This window comes from Facilibium subflavum (assembly GCF_003574485.1).
Taxonomy (GTDB): domain Bacteria; phylum Pseudomonadota; class Gammaproteobacteria; order Francisellales; family Francisellaceae; genus Facilibium; species Facilibium subflavum.
This window is the reverse complement of the sequence record NZ_QLIT01000196.1, coordinates 1-18,708: the sequence shown is the minus strand read 5'-3', so window position 1 is coordinate 18,708 and position 18,708 is coordinate 1. Positions and strand designations below refer to the sequence as shown.

The 18,708-nt window shown below is 39.2% G+C and carries 13 protein-coding genes; 6 read left to right on the top strand and 7 right to left on the bottom strand.

Annotation, left to right across the window (positions count from 1 at the left end):
* Positions 1 to 5 precede the first annotated feature (5 nt).
* Positions 6 to 5,135: an RHS repeat protein gene (locus DNK84_RS10950; protein ID WP_162902398.1), complete on the bottom strand. Its 5,130-nt coding sequence runs from the start codon at positions 5,133 to 5,135 to the stop codon at positions 6 to 8.
* Between the two features lie 203 nt (positions 5,136 to 5,338).
* Here DNK84_RS10950 and DNK84_RS10945 point away from each other — a divergent pair, with 203 nt between their 5' ends.
* The 3 genes from DNK84_RS10945 (at position 5,339) to DNK84_RS10935 (ending at position 9,595) form a co-directional block, all read left to right on the top strand.
* Positions 5,339 to 8,101 (top strand): ligand-binding sensor domain-containing protein, encoded by a 2,763-nt coding sequence (locus tag DNK84_RS10945; protein WP_119344546.1) that lies wholly within the window; start codon positions 5,339 to 5,341, stop codon positions 8,099 to 8,101.
* A gap of 17 nt (positions 8,102 to 8,118) precedes the next feature.
* Complete coding sequence (locus DNK84_RS10940; RefSeq protein ID WP_119344545.1) at positions 8,119 to 8,412, top strand: MerR family transcriptional regulator; 294 nt, start codon at positions 8,119 to 8,121, stop codon at positions 8,410 to 8,412.
* Positions 8,413 to 8,569: 157 nt separating this feature from the next.
* On the top strand, positions 8,570 to 9,595 hold the full coding sequence (locus tag DNK84_RS10935; protein WP_119344544.1) for a trypsin-like serine protease: 1,026 nt from the start codon (positions 8,570 to 8,572) through the stop codon (positions 9,593 to 9,595).
* A 71-nt stretch (positions 9,596 to 9,666) separates the two neighbouring features.
* Here the strand turns inward: DNK84_RS10935 and DNK84_RS10930 are convergent, their stop codons facing one another.
* A complete protein-coding gene (locus tag DNK84_RS10930) occupies positions 9,667 to 10,482 on the bottom strand; it encodes a helix-turn-helix transcriptional regulator (RefSeq protein ID WP_119344543.1) in 816 nt (271 codons plus the stop codon).
* Between the two features lie 714 nt (positions 10,483 to 11,196).
* Positions 11,197 to 13,029 (bottom strand): RNB domain-containing ribonuclease, encoded by a 1,833-nt coding sequence (locus DNK84_RS10925; protein WP_119344542.1) that lies wholly within the window; start codon positions 13,027 to 13,029, stop codon positions 11,197 to 11,199.
* A gap of 130 nt (positions 13,030 to 13,159) precedes the next feature.
* Here DNK84_RS10925 and DNK84_RS10920 point away from each other — a divergent pair, with 130 nt between their 5' ends.
* Positions 13,160 to 14,038: a DMT family transporter gene (locus tag DNK84_RS10920; protein ID WP_119344541.1), complete on the top strand. Its 879-nt coding sequence runs from the start codon at positions 13,160 to 13,162 to the stop codon at positions 14,036 to 14,038.
* On the opposite strand, the gene DNK84_RS10915 is transcribed toward DNK84_RS10920, so the two are convergent.
* Positions 14,009 to 15,505 carry a trehalase family glycosidase gene (locus DNK84_RS10915; RefSeq protein WP_162902397.1) on the bottom strand — a complete coding sequence of 499 codons (1,497 nt, stop codon included), beginning with the start codon at positions 15,503 to 15,505 and terminating at the stop codon, positions 14,009 to 14,011. The genes DNK84_RS10920 and DNK84_RS10915 overlap by 30 nt on opposite strands.
* On the bottom strand, positions 15,492 to 16,718 hold the full coding sequence (locus tag DNK84_RS10910) for an MFS transporter (RefSeq protein ID WP_119344539.1): 1,227 nt from the start codon (positions 16,716 to 16,718) through the stop codon (positions 15,492 to 15,494). The genes DNK84_RS10915 and DNK84_RS10910 overlap by 14 nt, the downstream gene beginning before the upstream one ends.
* A 130-nt stretch (positions 16,719 to 16,848) precedes the next feature.
* Here DNK84_RS10910 and DNK84_RS10905 point away from each other — a divergent pair, with 130 nt between their 5' ends.
* Complete coding sequence (locus DNK84_RS10905) at positions 16,849 to 17,550, top strand: TerC family protein (protein ID WP_119344538.1); 702 nt, start codon at positions 16,849 to 16,851, stop codon at positions 17,548 to 17,550.
* 9 nt (positions 17,551 to 17,559) lie between these two features.
* On the opposite strand, the gene DNK84_RS10900 is transcribed toward DNK84_RS10905, so the two are convergent.
* Both DNK84_RS10900 and DNK84_RS10895 read right to left on the bottom strand, forming a co-directional pair.
* Positions 17,560 to 17,892 carry a helix-turn-helix transcriptional regulator gene (locus tag DNK84_RS10900; RefSeq protein ID WP_119344537.1) on the bottom strand — a complete coding sequence of 111 codons (333 nt, stop codon included), beginning with the start codon at positions 17,890 to 17,892 and terminating at the stop codon, positions 17,560 to 17,562.
* 11 nt (positions 17,893 to 17,903) lie between these two features.
* Positions 17,904 to 18,185: a type II toxin-antitoxin system mRNA interferase toxin, RelE/StbE family gene (locus DNK84_RS10895; protein WP_119344536.1), complete on the bottom strand. Its 282-nt coding sequence runs from the start codon at positions 18,183 to 18,185 to the stop codon at positions 17,904 to 17,906.
* 255 nt (positions 18,186 to 18,440) lie between these two features.
* Between DNK84_RS10895 and DNK84_RS10890 the strand changes: the two genes are divergently transcribed.
* Positions 18,441 to 18,647 (top strand): hypothetical protein, encoded by a 207-nt coding sequence (locus DNK84_RS10890; protein WP_119344535.1) that lies wholly within the window; start codon positions 18,441 to 18,443, stop codon positions 18,645 to 18,647.
* The last annotated feature ends 61 nt before the right edge of the window (positions 18,648 to 18,708 follow it).

Genomic DNA, 18,708 nt, shown 5'->3' with positions numbered 1-18,708 from the left:
GAATATTAGACCACAACAGACAGTCCTGCATCTATCCCCAACTGAACCCAAAAACGTGTCGTAAACGTTATCTTTTCATGATTCGCCGCCTGCGTACCAATCTGTATACCAAAGTCTACCGCGACCGTCATAAACAAATCAAATAATGAACTGGCCACAACACTAGTAAATGGATTAAACGCCAGTAATAATAGCCCCACAGCTAAAATCGTTAAGCTTGTCCACTCGGTAAGATACGTGTTTGCACTATTTTGAACAGTGACTTGAGGCGCCGCATCTGGCCTTGAGATATGTCCATCCAAATCTACACTATTGACCGGATTGTTATTCGCATAATTATAACCATTGTATAAAGTCCATGGCGTATACGAATCATGTTGCAGGAAAACCCCCGACCTCTTGTCAAAAACCCGAGTATAGCCACCGCCTATAAATTGCAAATCAGGATCCGAACGATCTGCTTGATAACCCCTATAACCAAAACTATTCCCCAAGACATTTAATCCTGAATCATCATCCTCTGCCAGGTTCGTCACAATACCAAAAGGACTGTATATATCATTCCCCTTAACCTCAGATAATCCATTACTATGCGTGATCCTGCCAACCACGTTAAACCCATCACTGAAGTTCGCCTCAAACTCATCACTGCCATCTTGTAATTCAGCAATACTGCCATTGGCTATCGGGAAACGTGCATTACCATCCGCATCATCCTGCTCCAATAACGCGCCACCCATATAGTATTGATCTATACGCTCAAGCTTGCCATTGGCATTGTAACGATGCTCTCCAATCTGATAGCCCCTCTCATCATAACGGTAATTCCTCTTTACGCCATTCTTCGTAATGCCCGCAACCTTCTGATTCGCATCATACGAAAACTGATAACTGTCTAACTTACCTGATTTACCAACTTCCTGCATATCCGTAACATTACCATTGGCATCGTACTTAAAGCTCGCTTTGCCACCATCACTGTATTGGATCGAACTCAACTGCGTCGGATCAGTATTGTCATAGTGGTACGCCATCGTCTTCGTGGCACCACTGTCCTTAAGCTTATATGTCACAGAACTTAACTGATTAAACAAATTATCTTTTACATAACGGTAATCTGCCGTCTCAACCTCTTCGCCCTGACCATTCTTAGGACAACTTGCCCCACTACAACTGAAACTCTCCAACTGATCAAATGGCTTCGTATATCCAAAACGCTGGATGGTTGGTGTAACCGAAGCTTCTGTCGTACTCGTGATCTCAGATTTATCGCCTAACCTGTTATATTTATAGCTATACGTTCTTAACGCATTCGTGCCATCTGATGTCCCATAGTCCTTGACCTGACTTAAACGCCCCAATACATCATAAACAAAGGTGTTTAACAAATGATTATCTGCATAGCTCTTACTAAGACTGCCATCAGCATTATATTCAAAGGCCTCACTACTATTAACCTTACCCGTATAGCTGATCTTCGTCATCTGGCCCAAGGCATTGGTGTCATAGCTCTCCTGATAAACCTTTTGTCCTGATTTTTGATACTCCGTTGACGCCACCGTGCCATAGTTATTTTGATTGACCAACAAGGTTCGGGGAGCGCCATCTTGATGCGTCACCGTCGTGCTTATTAAACTCAAGCTCACTGGATCATAAGCATACTGCGTCTTACTAACCACCACGTTTTGTTCAACTTTACTGCTCTCGATCAAATTGCCATTTTTATCATAACTGTTCTTAAGCGTATATTCTTTTTGGCCCTCACTGTTGTAGTAATCTATTGAACCTGGTTTGGACTTCCACACACTATCATCATAGTGAATCACCACCTTATTACCCATAAGATCCGTAATACTCACAGGCAAACCACTTACCGTGTCATAACTCATCTGCATTCTGTGCGTCGTATCTCCCACCAACACACTGGCATTAAGCATAAAACCAAAAGCACTGAATTGACGCTCTCCCAGCACAATCCGCTTACTGCTGCTATTGTCATAAGCACCCTGCCACAGCGTAATCTTATTCACATTACCATATTGATCATAGCCATAACCCGTTGTCTTAATCGCCTCAACATCTCCATTGTCCTTAATGGAATATGAAGTGCTTGCGATCACCCGCGTTGGCCTCTTTGCATCATAATAATTCCTTGTCATCAACTGATTCACCAGGTCTTTAACTTCCGTCACTTCCCCTAGCGCATTTACTTTACTGACAACAAAACTACCCGCCTTACATTCTCCACTGCTGCTCAAACAGTCACTGGCTATTCCCTCAACAAATTGCCGTAAGCCTGCAATATCATACATCTCTCCCGTGGCAAGCTTCGCATTTAAGCGCTCAAGTGACGCCTTTTGCGCATCGTCATACAAGGATTTCTTTGTACCTGTCTTATCCGTATAATCCATCGCATGCATAATCACACTATAGCTTTCCGTCGTCGTCGGCTGATAAACCTTCTGCCCCGTCGCCAAGGTTTCTCCCGCGCTGTAATCCTTTTTCTCAACACTCACCAAAGCCACTTTACAACTGCTTGGACTGGAACTGCCATCTGCATCTACTACCCGGCACAAGGAATCTTTATTCGTAATCACATCACCTGTCGGCTGTAATACATAAGATAACTTCTCCGAGTGATATTCATCATCTACTGAAATCTCAGCACTGCCATCAGCAAAGCGCTTACCAATCAATGCCCCGCTTATATCACTGTAAATATAGCTCGTTTCTTCAGAATGCCTATCCCCTTTAGGATCATAGTAATAGGCAACCTCTTTCTTAGGCTGTCCATACTCGTTATAAAATATCTCTTTCGTTACATAAAAACCACTTCTGTCACGTGTCTGTACCTCTGTCTTCGTCATATGACCTTCCTGATCATAATATGTCTTTGTCTGATACCCTTGTGATCCCGTTGTTGGTGTCACAACCGTTTTCGTTAATACATAACCAACATCCCCTGAAGCCGAATCCAGCGAATACTCAAATTTATATTCCTGTTTGTACGCCGCATCACCATGCGGTAAATATGTAACCTTAGACACACGATCCAATGCATCATACTCATATTCTACTATGTCCCCTGTGACAGGGTTAACCTTCTTAATCAATGCACCGTACGGATTAAAGTACTGAATTTCTCCCTCAGCACTCGTCGGCGCGCTGCCTTGTGTATCATCAATCAACGCCTTTGATGACTGCTTAACAACATAGTCCTCGCCATCTTTGCTCACTTCTAACTGCTTAGCAGTGTAGGCAGTATTCGCCTCGGCATCTTCTCCTGTCGCAAAATAACTCGTCCCACTCATTGGCAGACCGTACTGTAAACTGCTACCATCCTTATCCATCTTTGCCGTCGTCTTTGCGCTATTCCAACCATTAACATAGGCTTGCGTCGTTTGTAAGCTCGGCAAACTCACCTCGTAGCTTTTACCATCAATACTCACAGAACGATTCAACCACTGTAAATCTTTATAGTCCGTCTTCGTCGAAATACGCCCGCCATATACCGTATCCGTTTTCGATTTAACTATCGGCGCAAAATAATTGTTACTTGACGATGAACTATAATATTCAAGCGCTTCAGTATCACCAAAAGCACTTGTCATCTTTTTCAACTGACCAAGTGCAAATCCTGCCTCATCTGCATCACTTTGATTAAAATACTCATAATACGTCGATTCCTCTTTGGCTGCACTTTGGTCACTACCATAAATGTTATACACCGAATTCGTGCTTATAATCGGATTCGCATATGAGGCAACAAGCCCCCCATAACCACTTTCTCCTTTCACACTGTTCGTCGTTAAATTATAACTGGAATAGCGTGCCCCAAATACCTTGCCCTTAAATGACGTTTCCGCGCTTAACATCAAATGCAATGCATTAAAACTCGTCGTTTGCTTAAAATCCCCTATTTGAAATGTCGTTGCATAACTATAATTTTGACCAAGATTCCCGCCAATAACACACGAGATCAACCAGTCATCCAGTACATTTAACCCCTCATATACCGCTTTAGGACACCAGGCACCATTGCCTGCAAAATTCGTGCTATCGCCATCTTTCGTGCCATACGTCAACGTCTGATCTGGCATATGACTATTCGAAAAATGCTTACTCACACTCGATACATAGCTCGTTTTATAGCTCGGGCTGACTGACCCTATATCCGTTACATAATAATGCAGCTGTTCCAAGCGCTTATAATTCACATCATAACTTGCACCATTTGGCATTACAATCTGACTGATATTCCCCGATTGATAATTCACCGTGATCGCCTGATACAAAGCATTGACCAATGAAACCGAATTACCATTATCCAGTATCACAAATATCTGATCTTCCCCCGATAAATTCTTATAGCTAATATTGACCATACCATCACTGCGTTCAATATCAACCATCAAGTCTCCCGCATCGTTATAAATCTTAATCGAATTATCCGAACCATACGTAAAACTCAGCTTATTTCCCCGATTATCAATCATCGCTGCAATCACGTAATTCACATTGTCTATCTTCTTAAACAAATATACCGTGCCATCACTATTGACATACTTCATCAACCCATCGCTGGCCGAAAGTCCAAAGTCCTCAACCTTCGTATAGTAATTCTTAATCTCACCAGCACTTGTCAGCTCAAATGAATGCCGCTGTCCATCTATATACAAATTGTAATATTTGCTGCTGTCGTTATTCTCCATCAACCTGATAGTCGGCAAATTCAAATATAAATTACTTACCAGCGCATTATAACTACCTGTGTCTTCATTTGTGACCTTAAGACCAAGTACCAGATTCGATAGAACAGCACTACGTACACTGGCTATCTGCTCTGAAAAATTTAAACCCAGCGTCGCTGGATCAACACTTATTGACGCAGGAATCGTCCCACTGGTCGCCTGCGATTGAAAACTGTTACTCGTACTGGCACTACTGGCTGCATTCAACAAACTGTTAAGCTTACTCGCACTTAACTCATCTGAAGACTTCGACTGCTTCGCCTGAACCTTACTCGACGATACCACAGTCTGCTTCACTCCCTCCGCATATAACGGCTGATAGAGTGACGCAAATAAATACGCACTTAAACCAATAAAATTGGATAATAATTTATATTTGAACATAATTTTCCCATTCCCCAAATAACTAAATTTTTCATAGGAATGATACCCATAAGCTCTCCCATAATAGTTTTTTGAAACAGTACTTAAAAGGGTAAAACTTACCCTTTTATTCATGAACAACCGCTGCAATACTATGCTTGTGATGACGCTATTGCATTACACTTTTGCTAAAAACAGACATATATCTCTAAATGGAGAAAACCATGAAGAAAAAGAATTCGTACCAGCACAAATACTTCACACCGCTGGCCTTTTTAACCACCTCTCTACTTTTGAGCTCTTGCGGAGGAGGAGGTGGTAGCAGTGATAATGCAGGGGGAAACCCAGTCACAGCAGTGCTCACAGTTACCCCTAATGCTTCAACCCTTTATGCTGATACAGGCGAGTCTACAACAACTACGTTTACCGTAAATTATCGTAATTCAGACCAAAACCTTTCTATCAGCACTGCAGCAGCTGAGACAAGCTATAAGGTAAATATTACTGGAGTAAGTACACCATTTAGTATCATCCAGAACGACTGTACATCCCTAAAACTAAATCAAAGCTGTGCATTTGAGGTAAAATACACTCCCACAGAAACTCAAAGCGGCCTTAGTATAAGCACACCAACTGTTCAAGTGAGTACAAAAAGTCAGAAAAGCTCGATTCTTGGTGCAGAGAAAACCTTTGTGCTATCCGGTGACAAGGTCAAATTTGGATTAAATGCCTCACAAAGTCCATCTTTTGTTAAGCTCTTTAGCAATACAAAAGCTACTTATCCTGTGGTTTTTAAAAATGATACCTCACAAGCAATGAGTAAACTCTCATTTAGTGCATTATCGGCAACTACAGGGATAACTTTAAAAACAGCAGATTCCTGTGCTGCCAATAGCACTTGTGATGCCGCCATCTTGACCTTTACACCCTCTTTGCTAAAGCCTGTAACAAGCTCGCTATCTACAATTGGCACTCAAACTGAAATATCTTTTGATGTAATGGGACATACGCTACAGTATTCTTTGGGTTTTTTAATCTTTGCAAGCTATGGGGCAAACTATCCTGTTGATCCAATTTATGATTTAGGAATGGATAACCCCACCCCTAGTGGCAGCATTATCTACCGTATTGAACAATTTTCACCTTCCACCCTGGCTTTCCTTACCGAGCGTGGATTCTTTATGACCTTAAATAAGGGCGCAAGCTGGGATACGTTACCTCAATACCACCTACCTGTTACCGCCTACGCTTCATATAACGACAATATCTTTATTGGTACAGAAAAAGGAATAGTTACAGGGACTTATGATACAATCACAGGGCTTATGAATAATCAAAAAACATATAGCAGTACTGATCACCCCAAAATTGTACCACCTGGGGTGCTTCATGATTTTTTCGTTTATAATGGAAATCTTGTCATTATTGCCAGTGGGGGCATTGCTGTTGTTCCTTACAATGCCACAGATAACACAATCTCTGATGGTGTGGTAATTCCAGCTACAGCTCCCATTACGCACGCAACACTACTAGACAAGAAATGGCTTATGCTGACAACAGATGGCGATGGTTTGAAAGTATGCAGCATTGACAAACCTGACAAATGCACTAGTTATACTACAACCAATACAAATAACAAACTGCCAACAAATTCAATCAACTATGCTTCTGTTTATAATGGTACACTTTTTATCGCGACCTTAAATGGGCTGGTTACCGCTAAATGGCAAGAAAATGGGCAAATCAATTTTGCAGATTCAAAAATCTATACATTAGGCCTAACACATCCAAATTTGTCTATTGTGAAAGCTACCGACAAATTCATTTTTATCAGCACGCTCTACAATGGTTTAATAATAGGGAAAAATGAAGGTGGTGCGCTTTTAAATTTTCATAGTTACAACACCACCTCATCGCCTAAATTACCAACCGACCAGATTACTGATTTTTCGCTACTTAATAATGAACTGATCATAGGAACCTATGGTAATGGTGCTCTAGAGGCTAAGGTTAATTCAACGGGAGAGCTTTCAAATATCACCAGATACACTAAATCAACAAACTACTTACCCCCATACAGCATTACTTCAATTAGCTCTATCAGCAACGGGAGAATAGCATTGGGAACATCTGGTGGGGGGCTTGTAATAAGCAGCATAGATAAGAATACAGGTGAAATTAACGTAGGAAATACTTACGACACCAATTCCGATCCCAAGTTAATGGGTAACAATATTAATACTGTCATGCTAAGCAATAATGACGATATGCTGATAGGCTTAGCCAATGGCGATCTGTTGACCGCGATCTATAAAGACGGTACCATTTCAAACATTAGCAGCACATCATTATCTAACTATGCGATTACCTCACTTGCTAAAACAAGCGATAATACGGTTTTTGCCGGAACCAATGGTAGTGGACTTATTTCCTTTACGTATGAACCTAATACCAAATCCATTACAAATATAAACACAGATACCTCAATAAGCACAATCAACGCTATCTACATTGCCGACAACATTGTCTTTATTGCCACATCAAAAGGGTTAGTTATAGGAAAATACGATACTACTCGTAAATCGATAACTGAAACTCAAACCTATCTTCCGGACGATAATATAACTTGCATCAAGGTTGATGGAGAATCGGTCTACATTGGAACAGAAGCTCATGGTATCTATATTGCCAAACACAGTGGCAATAGCCTTTCAAGCCTTGAGAATTACAGTACAAGCACAACACCTGCATTAAAGAGTAATAATATCACTACGCTAAGTGTGTATAATGGAAAAAAACTTGTTATTGGGACCACTGATGCTCAACTCATGATTGCTTCACTTAAAGATAAGCAGATCATATCTAATGTGGGCACCATCTCCCTACCCATTATGGGATATCCTACCAATAGTCGTATTGTACTTAATGACAAAGTTTTACTAGGCACCAGCAGCGGAAGGCTATTGATGATGTATTTACAATCCTAAAAAAAGAGGGGGAGAAAATGTCTGCAGCAAATCAATATGGAGACACCTTTACTGCTTTTATCCAAAAACGATTTGGCCAAGCAGCTGAAATTGTTCTTGATGACTTCCGAAAAAGAGGATTAACATATCAAGAAGTAGCAGCTATATCTGGCTTTCGTGCAATAACGGTTAGAAAATGGTGCCGCAGGTATGGGGTACAACTTAAGGCTAATACTACTGACCTTTGTGCTAAGAATTTAACTATTTTTGAAGAAAATTTCAAAAGTGATGCGTTAAATAAATACAACTTTTTGAATCGGAAATGGGGGTAATGCAATAGTATCACGCCAAGTCCGGCTAAATCCTTGATCATCTGCACAATGCAGTAAACAAATTTCAGCTAAACATAAACAATTCCATTGGCAAGTCAATCACATACCCCTGGTTGGTTTTCCGTAGTTTAAATATTATACCTAAGGAGAAATAAAAGTGTCTTACTATCAACGTACAGTGTTATTGATTTTGATGAGTTTATTTATACTTGGCTGCGGTAGACAACATGGATCGGACCCGCAGGCCACTATGACATTGTGTATGAACGGCACATGTAGCGAAACTCAGGAATTTATCTTAGGCTCCAGCGTATCCCAGTCATATGATATTCAATCTAGTAACGGCCTGAATATTGGCTCAAACCCAGACATCCAGTGCCCAAACATTAACAATGCTTATTTTACAGTTCCGCCATCCATACAGAACGGTAAGGTAATTCTAACCACGGCTAATGATGGCAATTTAGATTATCCCTATAGCGTGACTTGCTCTGTCAGTGCTGACAATAGCGCTTCTACATCCTTGTCATTGACCTTAATTCACCCAAGTAATGCAGGCGTATATATCTCACTTAATAATGCTCAAGGCGCAGCTTGTTCTGGTATCTTGTTGGGAGATAAGCTAGTTTTAACTGCTGCCCATTGCTTTGATGATGGGGCAACCCCTGATAAAGTATACTTAAGCAATGGAAATAGCAGCATCTTAACTGCCTTACCCATAGCCATATCCTCCTACCAAACCTATCCTGACTATCCAAATGTTGCAGCTTACAAAGACATTGCTTATTTGATTCTTAATAGAAAAGTTGATTTATCAAATTTCAACCTATGCATCCCGAATACGCTTCAAGGAGTAACGGCAGGACTAAATGTAACCTACTACGGTTACGCAACTCAACTTTTCCAATCGCAGAATACCACCATAGTAGATCCTACGAACATGCCAATTACTCAGCAAAATTATGATGATTATGTGAGAATTATCAATGCACCATTCCCAAGAGCTGGAGATTCAGGTGGACCTCTAGTAGAACGAGGTAGCCCAAATAAATTGATAGGCCTTGTTCAGGAAATATCAGCGCAATATGTCAATGCAGGCCAAGCAGCCTCTTTCACTATGCTGTCCAACTTCAAGCTGTGGTTAGAGCAAAATTCAGGGCAAAGCATTAGCGCTTGCTCATAGATTCAGCGCTTACCCACGGCTGTTCCATCTAAAATACGTTAACTTCGATTGCTCAATCAGAATTTGAATTATCAACAAATGTTAAACCCTGGCAACCATACTTGCTGAACTTGCGAAATATGATAGGCACTTAATAACTGACATAGCTCAAACTTACTGTTGACATCAAGTTTTGCTCTGATTTCATCAACGGTTTTTTCAACGGTTCGACGAGACTTAAACAATAAAGCAGCAATATAGTCAAGCGGCATATGAAGTGCTAAAAACAGCAAATATTTAGCTTGTGTTTTTGTTAAATCATGCGTGTGCACTAATGGTGCAAACGAATCAAATTCACAAGATAATCCTTGATGCTGGTATTCTTCAGAAAATACTGCCGGTAGCCTAAATGTCGTGTTAAATTTTACTTCAAGGTGATAAAACGCAATGGCTACATTATGCAAGACAGGATAAAACCTGGCATAATCCGATGGAGTAATCATTTCAGGGAACACAAAGATAAAAGCGTCTTTAAAATCACTAAGGCGATAGCTGATAATAACACATGATTTTCCACCAATCTCATTTATGAAATGGTCATATTGAGGCAAAAGCGACTGTGCCAAAAACTCTCTTCTATCATAAATAGGTGGTGCATAGTTAACATTCATTGTCACATCAGAACGCCAGAACCCTTTGCTAACATATTTATATCCTCGTAAAGGCTTTGAGGTTACCATATTAAACTCAGCATTTTCATTCAAGCGGAAAAAAGTAAAATTACAAATATTATGCGGCAGGATTTTTAATATATTGCTCGTATTTGCAGACATCTGTATGGCATTTTTTAAATAAAGCGAAAAATTTTTCACTTCTGCTAATTTCTGTGTTAATTCAAATACTGCCATAACGCATTTTCACCCTCTCACCTTACCTGAAGCACTCCTGTACACACCATCGCGAACGCTTTATCCCCGCCAATTAATATAGCAAAGATCTCTAGCGGTTGTTATGTTTTTCTCGTAAGTCTTACGCTTATATCATATTTGATTCACGGCCATACTTCAAATATAAAACCAAAACGAAGGTGACATAAAAATGTATAGTGCAAACTGTTGGATATAAATTGAACACTGGAAACAGCAGGCGAATCAGCAACAAAAGCCAGAAGAAACTAAACGATAAGTACCGTAAAATGATTTATAGGTGATATGTAATCCCAACCAAATCCATGAAGCATTTGCATAGGCCTTTGGGGAGAACAGCATACAAACACTTCATGGATTTGGCTGATGCCGCCTGCAAACAGCTCTAATATAGGTAAACAGAAGATTTGCAAGCGACACAGACACTCCCCCTTGAGTGTTTTATAAAGTTAAAAAATACCAAAAATGCTTAATACTTACAGGAAGGTTTTCACAAAACCTGCAAAAATCCAAAAACACGCTGTTTTTTTAACTGTTAGAAGCAGTGTAATAGATGTACTTTATACAAAACAGCGTAAAGCTTACGCCTTCTTAAAGAAACGAATTGAATCAAATTAAAAATTATCTCCAGCGCTTTGAGTGCTGTTATTGACCAAACAAACTTAAGCTAATAAATGACTAAGGCCACAATCAAACCTACACAACTTTAAAATAAACATCCTGTGATGCAAGTTTTACCTGGCTTAGCTCAACGTGAACCATCTCATCTAACTGGGCCGATGTTGCCAATGTCAGTTTTTTAATAAGCGATAAATCAGGAATAAATACGGTTACACGATTATTCTGAGATTTCTCAATCACCTGTGCCGTACCTTGCCAGTTAGGGTTTTGCAATAAATACACACACTTCCAATGATTATTTGACAAGCTTTCAGCCTGTCTTGCCGATTTAATCCCAGCTTCACTTTGACCAATTCGATTTAATATCTCATCACTTGTTAAAAGCGTTTTACCTTTTAAAAACGCACGTAACTGTTGATGCACAACCAAATCCAGATAGCGCCTTAATGGGCTTGTCACCTGCACATAGTGGTGAAGCCCCATGCCGGCATGAATATCTGCATGTACTTTATATTGCCCTTTTTGTAGTTTTCTCCTGATCGCAAACATCTGTGACAGAGTTTGAGGCTTTTGCTCATCTTCTGTTAAATCATGTGGTGGCTGGGTTGAAAATGGCAGTGGAATATTGTTTTCATCGGCAAATTTTGCCACAGCAACCCCGGCCATCAGCATTGCATCACGAATAAGCCTGCGACTTTTAAGCGTTTGCAAGCTTGTGATATCAACGGTTTTATCTTCTAAAAGCTTAAGTTTAATCTCTGGAAACTGTAACTCTATGGCACCATTTTTATACCTCGCGTTACTAAAAGCTTCAGCTAATTGTGCAAACTTTGTAAAAGGAAATTGTGTGAGTTTCTCTTCGGCTTCCTGGTAGCTTAAACGCGTAACCTTAATGGTTGATAAGCAAATCTCAATATCATTGATTTGTCCATTATCATCAACACGAAACCCAATTGATAATGCCGGTGATACAGATTCCATACCAAGCGCCAGTTTATCAGTGACTTTAGATGGCAGCATCGGTACAACCCCTTCTGGCAGATAGAGATTACTGCCACGAGATCTTGCTTCAATATCCAATTCACTATCTATATCAACAATTGCAGCAGGATCTGCTACATGCACCCAGAGTTTATTGTTTTGTTCATCAAAACTAATTGCATCATCCGGATCATGGCTGTCTTCATCATCAATGGCAAAGCTTTCAAAATGGGTAAAATCCTGGCGCACCTCATCAATAATCTCAGGTAAATCGATCGCTGGTGGATTTACAGGGGCACCAACACGTATTGGATAAGGATTAACATATTCATCCCAAAAGCCAATATCAAGCAATAATGCATGAGCATTTTGTGGCGTTTCTTCGCGATTAATAAGCTTAAAAAAGCGACAATTCTGTGTTTGCCCTAGGGCAAAATTTGCAATCTCCTTAACAAAGGCCTCATCTTCTTTTGCATCGTATTGATGCTTTTGTAGGCGTGCAATAAAGGCATCTAACTTTTGCTGTTTTTGCTGCTTTTCCGCAATTTCCTGCTTGATATCATCCACTTGCTTTTGCGTATTGACATAGATTTCTCGCTCATGCGCTGTAAAATAAATACCCTTTTGCACTTGCTGCCAGGTCGCATATGCGCTTTTAGGTGTGTACTCACTAAAGATAAGCTCACTTAATTCTTCATAATTGGTGTACTGGCCTTGCAAAAGATTCCAGGCATCCTGAAGCTCACCTTCAAAACCATTGTCAAGCATATTAAAATCCGTAAACCCACCTTCGTGTAACAACAATAAATTTTTTTCCGGTAATTTAATCGTTTTTTCATCTTCTAACAGGATTTCAACCTTTTTATCCAGCTGGTTAATCACACGTGCTGGACGGTTTTTAAAAATCACGAGACTGTTGATTTGCATTTTCTGTAACCATCTATCTAAATAACCTTGATATCTTAACAAAAAAATTGATAACTTGGATAATATTGGATGCTTTTTTTAATGGTCAAATGTATGCTGTAGCAATGGACAATAAGCCGGCAGTATCATCATGAGCATTTTCTTTTTAATTATGGCCCAGGCCGTTACCGGAATAAATATCACTGGATCAAAATACCTTGTCGCCCATTTACCGATTATCGTCTTGTTAGAAATCCGCTTTGTGATTGGCAGCATCGTGCTTTTATCGTGTATTCCTTTTTTTGGAAACAAAAATAAAAATGATCGCATCAGTAAATTAAATAAAAAAGACTGGGGGATATTGATTGCACAGGCTTTATGTGCGGGGATGGCATTTAATTTATTAATGTTATCTGGCATTCAATTTACCAGTGCTTCAATGGCAGGGCTTATTACCAGCACCTTGCCGGCTATTATTATTTTACTGTCATTTGTTTTTTTCAAGCAGCGTATCACCAGATTCAAACTTTTGTGTATTATCTTTGCCACCATTGGTTTAGTTGCGATTAATGGCCCTAATCTGCGCGGCACTAATGCCTCATTAATATCATTACTTGGTGATGCGATTATCCTGTTGGCAATGATACCCGAGGCCTCTTATTATGTAATCAGCAAGTTTAAAAGCACCCACCTGTCACCTGTAAAATCAGCCTTTTTAATGAATATCATTAATGCGATTGCCATGGTGCCAATTCTTTTTTTTGCTAACTGGCATAAGCTGTTCACACTAAGCACAACAGGCTATGGCGTGCTGTTGCTTGTCTCTTTAGCATCAGCACTGTTCTATTTATTCTGGTTTTTAGGTTGTAATAATGTATCAACGAGTACGGCAGGCCTATTAACTGCATTTATGCCGATCTCCACACTTTTATTATCTTTTTTGTTTTTAAATGAAGCGATCACCTTATTGCAAGGCATTGGCACCTTATTAATTCTGAGCTCAATCGTTTTTGGCAGTCGAAAGTCTTAAATGTGAATTTTTGCGATCAGTCATGATAGATTTAAAAGCCTGATAAACCCCATTTGTCCAGCCAAAACCTTCTTGCACATCATATTCACCCTGGCCAGGCCTGTTACCTACGTTGCAAACATCATACTTTTCCAGAATCACACCATAATCCTGATAGTATTGCCAAACGTTTTGGTTCCAGCGTGCGATAATTTCTTGTGCCAGTGAATCAAAACCATAATTAAGCAAACCTTGTACCGTGATCCATTGTAATGGCGCCCAACCATTTGGGTAATCCCATTGCTGATCAGATGAAACCGTTGTTGTCACAACGCCACCTGGCTTTAATAAAGAATGCTCAATCCAGTTTTTGATAGCATAAGCCTGTGCTTTATCGGCAATATTAGCAAAAAGCGGCCAGGCAATTGCTGCAGTGAGCCTCCCTGTGGATTGACCTTTTTTGATATCATAATCATAAAAACACTTTTGTTGTTTATCCCAAAAATATGCCTGATACGCTTTTTTCCGTGCACAAGCCTTTTTAAAATATATCTGCTGCCTGCTTAAATTACCAAGTAGCAAATGATATTGCGCCAATTTTTCTTCTAAGATATAGAGCAAAGCATTTAAATCAATCGGCAGGATATACTGCGTACAGGTTGATTCAAGACTTACGCCATCAGCCATCCAGCGAGATGAAAAATCCCAGCCACTTTCTGCTGCAGAGCGTAATGCCTGATACAGCACTTTTTTATTTTCGTGTGCAAATCCTTCGGCTAATTTAATATCTTCTATATAAGATTCAGGGCGTGGGCTTTTTTCTGGATCACAAAAATGATTAAGGGGTGATGTCGTTAAGGCCTGCCTTTTCTGCGCCCAAAAGTAATGCTCGGTTTCTAAGGCTTCAATATAAGGCTTTATGTAATCGACCCCAAATTTCTGGTATAACAAATCAACCAACAACACAAGCACAGGTGGCTGCGAGCGTGACTGATAATATCGACGGTTACCATTGGGGATAAGACCGATTATCTTTTGTAGAAATACAAAATTTCTCACTAAATTTTCAATCATGTCATAGCGATCATCAACAGCTAAACCCAATGCTGTAAAATATGTATCCCAATAGTAAAGCTCACGAAAACGCCCACCTGGCACGATATAAGCATAAGGCAAACCGATTTTGGTCGTTTTATCAGATAACCCAACCGATGCATCCTTACGGGTTAATAACTCCCATAAACCTTGAATATATTGATCAATATCCCCTTTTATCGCGGGGTTTGATTGCCTATTGTTCTCTGGAAGCTTAAAGTAATCCTGAAGCAGTCTCTCAAGCACATTTTTATCTAAAGTATCTAATTGATTAAATACTTTTATAATTTCATCAGCATCAACCAGTACCATGCTATCAACAAAAGTTTTAGAATCTTTAAAAATACGTGATTTCTGAACTGCTTCAAATAACTTGCCTTCAGTTTGGATCATAACTTCTCTCATCAATAATATTGATTGTTTGTCTGTCAATTAAAAGAAAATAAGGAATCAGCAGTAATACGATTAAAAAAAGCATCACGATATAAACAGAAAATGCTTTAATGCCGCCAAAATAAGTAAATAAATACCCGGTCAAAACACTACCCGTGCTCGCACCAATTGCAGAGAAGATCATAATCAAAAGGGTCACAGCACTTTGCTTATTTTTTGCTTGTGATGATAATATCGTTGAGTTTAGTGTTGGGTAAAGTGGTGCGATAAATAGACCGATGACAGGCAAAACCCACATCGCAATATAACCCAAGAAGGGATAATTGACCGCATATTCAGCCGAAAGCAATGCGAAAACCATTAAAATAATTGCAAGTATTATACTGGAGAACAGCGCAAGTTTTACATGTAAGACTTTTACAACCAGGCTAAACAATAGCCGCCCTATCGCAATCATCGCTGGTAATAGTGCTGCTAAAAGGACACTAAAGCTATGTGATACGTCTAAAACGCCTGCCTGGAAAGTAGGTAAAAAATCAATAAACCCTTGCTCGATAAAAGGATAACAAATTGTTAACAGCAAAAATAACCAGATCGCTGGTTGGACAAACAAGCTCAATGCCTTTTTATATTCCGATAAAAACTTTGGGCCTTCACTGGCAATCTGGGTCTCACCCAATTTAAGATAAAATGTGCTAACAAGCGCAATCAACCCAAATACCGCAAAAATATAAAATGTTATATACCACTTTTGCAGATAAATCATCCAGGCAAACAGACCATTTGCAATAAAAATTGCAACCATAAAGCTGCCTTCTAAAAATGAAATCATCCCGGCATGTGTATCTTTATTCTTTGTCACAAGTGAAATAGCAGCATAAATAGATATTTTTAATAACGCAAATGCAACACCAGCCATGATAAAAAAGATATAAGCACTATAAAGGGATGGGAAACTTCCCATTAACAAACAACCGATGATTTCAATAATACAACCTGCTTGAATTGCTTTTTTATAACCAAATTTCGCAATAAACGAGATCAAGATGATGGATCCAACTAATACTGATCCATCTTTAAAAGGCTGAATCCAGCCAGCGCTTTGTAAGGCAATATTTCCTGAAGTATGCAGCATTAAAATCACTACACCGATGCTATTTAACAGCATCGCAGGCAAAATAAAATTGAGTAAAAGTGGCAGCTGTTTTTTCATCCATAAAAGTCATTCGTTTTAATGTGCTAACAATTTACTGCACATGGAAAAAAATTACAATCTGAAGCATTGATTCAAAGCAAAATTCACGCTATATTTCTTGTGTGTTAAATGAAAAAAGGATCCTCAATTGGACGTTCCCCTGGAACTGATTACAAGTTTTATTACGATTACTGCATTAGAAACCATTCTTGCAATCGATAATCTTTTGTTTATTTATCTGATTACATCAAAACTGCCCAAAAACCAGCAGCGAAAGGCACAGATCATTGCTATCTCACTGGCCGCTGTTATGCGTATTGCGTGTCTTTTATTAATCAGTGTTATTATGCAGATGACGTTACCACTATTTTATATTGCTGGAAATGGTATCAGCATGAAGGATATGATATTAATTATGGGCGGCCTGTTTTTAATCTTTAAAGCAGCCCATGAGGTACTATTGATCTACAGGCCTAAATCTGCCACACAGAAGATTTATCACAATATTGGCATTGCTGTACTGCAAATTGTATTAATCGATGCTGTATTCTCCATTGATAGCGTCATTACGGCAATTGGACTGACAGAAAATACCTGGGTCATTATTGCCTCAATTATAAGCGCATGTATCTTAATGCTGATTGCCAGCAAGTATTTAATTAAGCTGACAAACTCTTTACAGTTAAAACTTATCGCTTTGGTATCACTCATCTTTATCGGTGGAATACTTGCCGCAGCAGGCATTGATATTAAAATTGATAAAACATACTTGCTGGTTGCCATTGCTTTTGCGATGATTATTTATACCTTACATAAGACGATTACAAAGCATAATGCCAGAAAGTCTTAGTAACTTCAGCTAAGCTGGTGATAATTTGTTATCGTCAATATTAATGGAGTAATCTAAATTATTTTTCCTTAGCATATCTTGCATAACAATAGTTACAAAGAAACGCTTATTCTGGCCTAAAATTTTTGCAAGCTCAATTGCTTTTCCAATTGTAACCCCTTTTCTGTCATTTTCTATATCAGATAGCCTTGTCTTGCTAATACCGAGCACTTCACTCGCAAAAGTATGTTGCGTCATATTTTCATACTCAGTTAAACGAATGTTTTTAATTAACGCGCCAAAAGTTAATGGCTGGTTAATATGCGCATCTAAAAAATCAATTGCCCTTACATTTTTACTCATATCAATCACCTTTAGTAGTTGTGTTTATTAACATCAAAAACCTCTATTATTTCAACCTCACCATTAGGTAGCTTCCGATAAAAAGCCCTGTAGGCTTTATTCAAACGTATTGATCTCTGCCCTTTGCGATGGCCTTTCAACGGCTCATCGTGATAACCTTTTGTCTGCATTACTCTTCTTAACCCAAGTTGCTCAACCTGCACTGCCCAGGTTCTTAATTTGAATACAACTTGCTGTGGCAATTTTTTTATGTTCTTCTGCACATCAGGCGTTAATTCGACGATATTTTTCATCCAATCACACAAGTTTTCAGTTAATAACTTATTATACGCCTTAAAGGCGTTATTGTCAAGAATATTATATCCGAGTGAGGCTCTACACGCATACAAACAATTTCAATCAGGCCATTTGCTTTTTACAGTCTAAGGGATTAAAGTACCATATGAAACCGCACAAAACAAATCCCAGGACATCCAAAGAGATTAACTGGCTGCGTGCTGTATTTCTAGGCTTAGATGGTGAACAAATTGAAATTAGAGGGTCTGCAAATGGATATTGATGAAATATTAAAAACTGAAGCTGGTGCTAAGGCTTTAAAAGCGAAAATGAAAGCAATGTCTGAAAAAGAAAAACAAAAACCAAACTATCAGATACTGTGGAAAAAAATTTGTGCAGCAGTGGATCATCATAATTTAAAAAAGATGTCACAAAAGCATGTAACAGAGTCTACCGAAGGTAAAAAACCAGATGAATAATCGTTGAGTTTTGCTACGAATAAGTTGCGTGATATCTTATTTTTGGGGAGTATTGAAATAA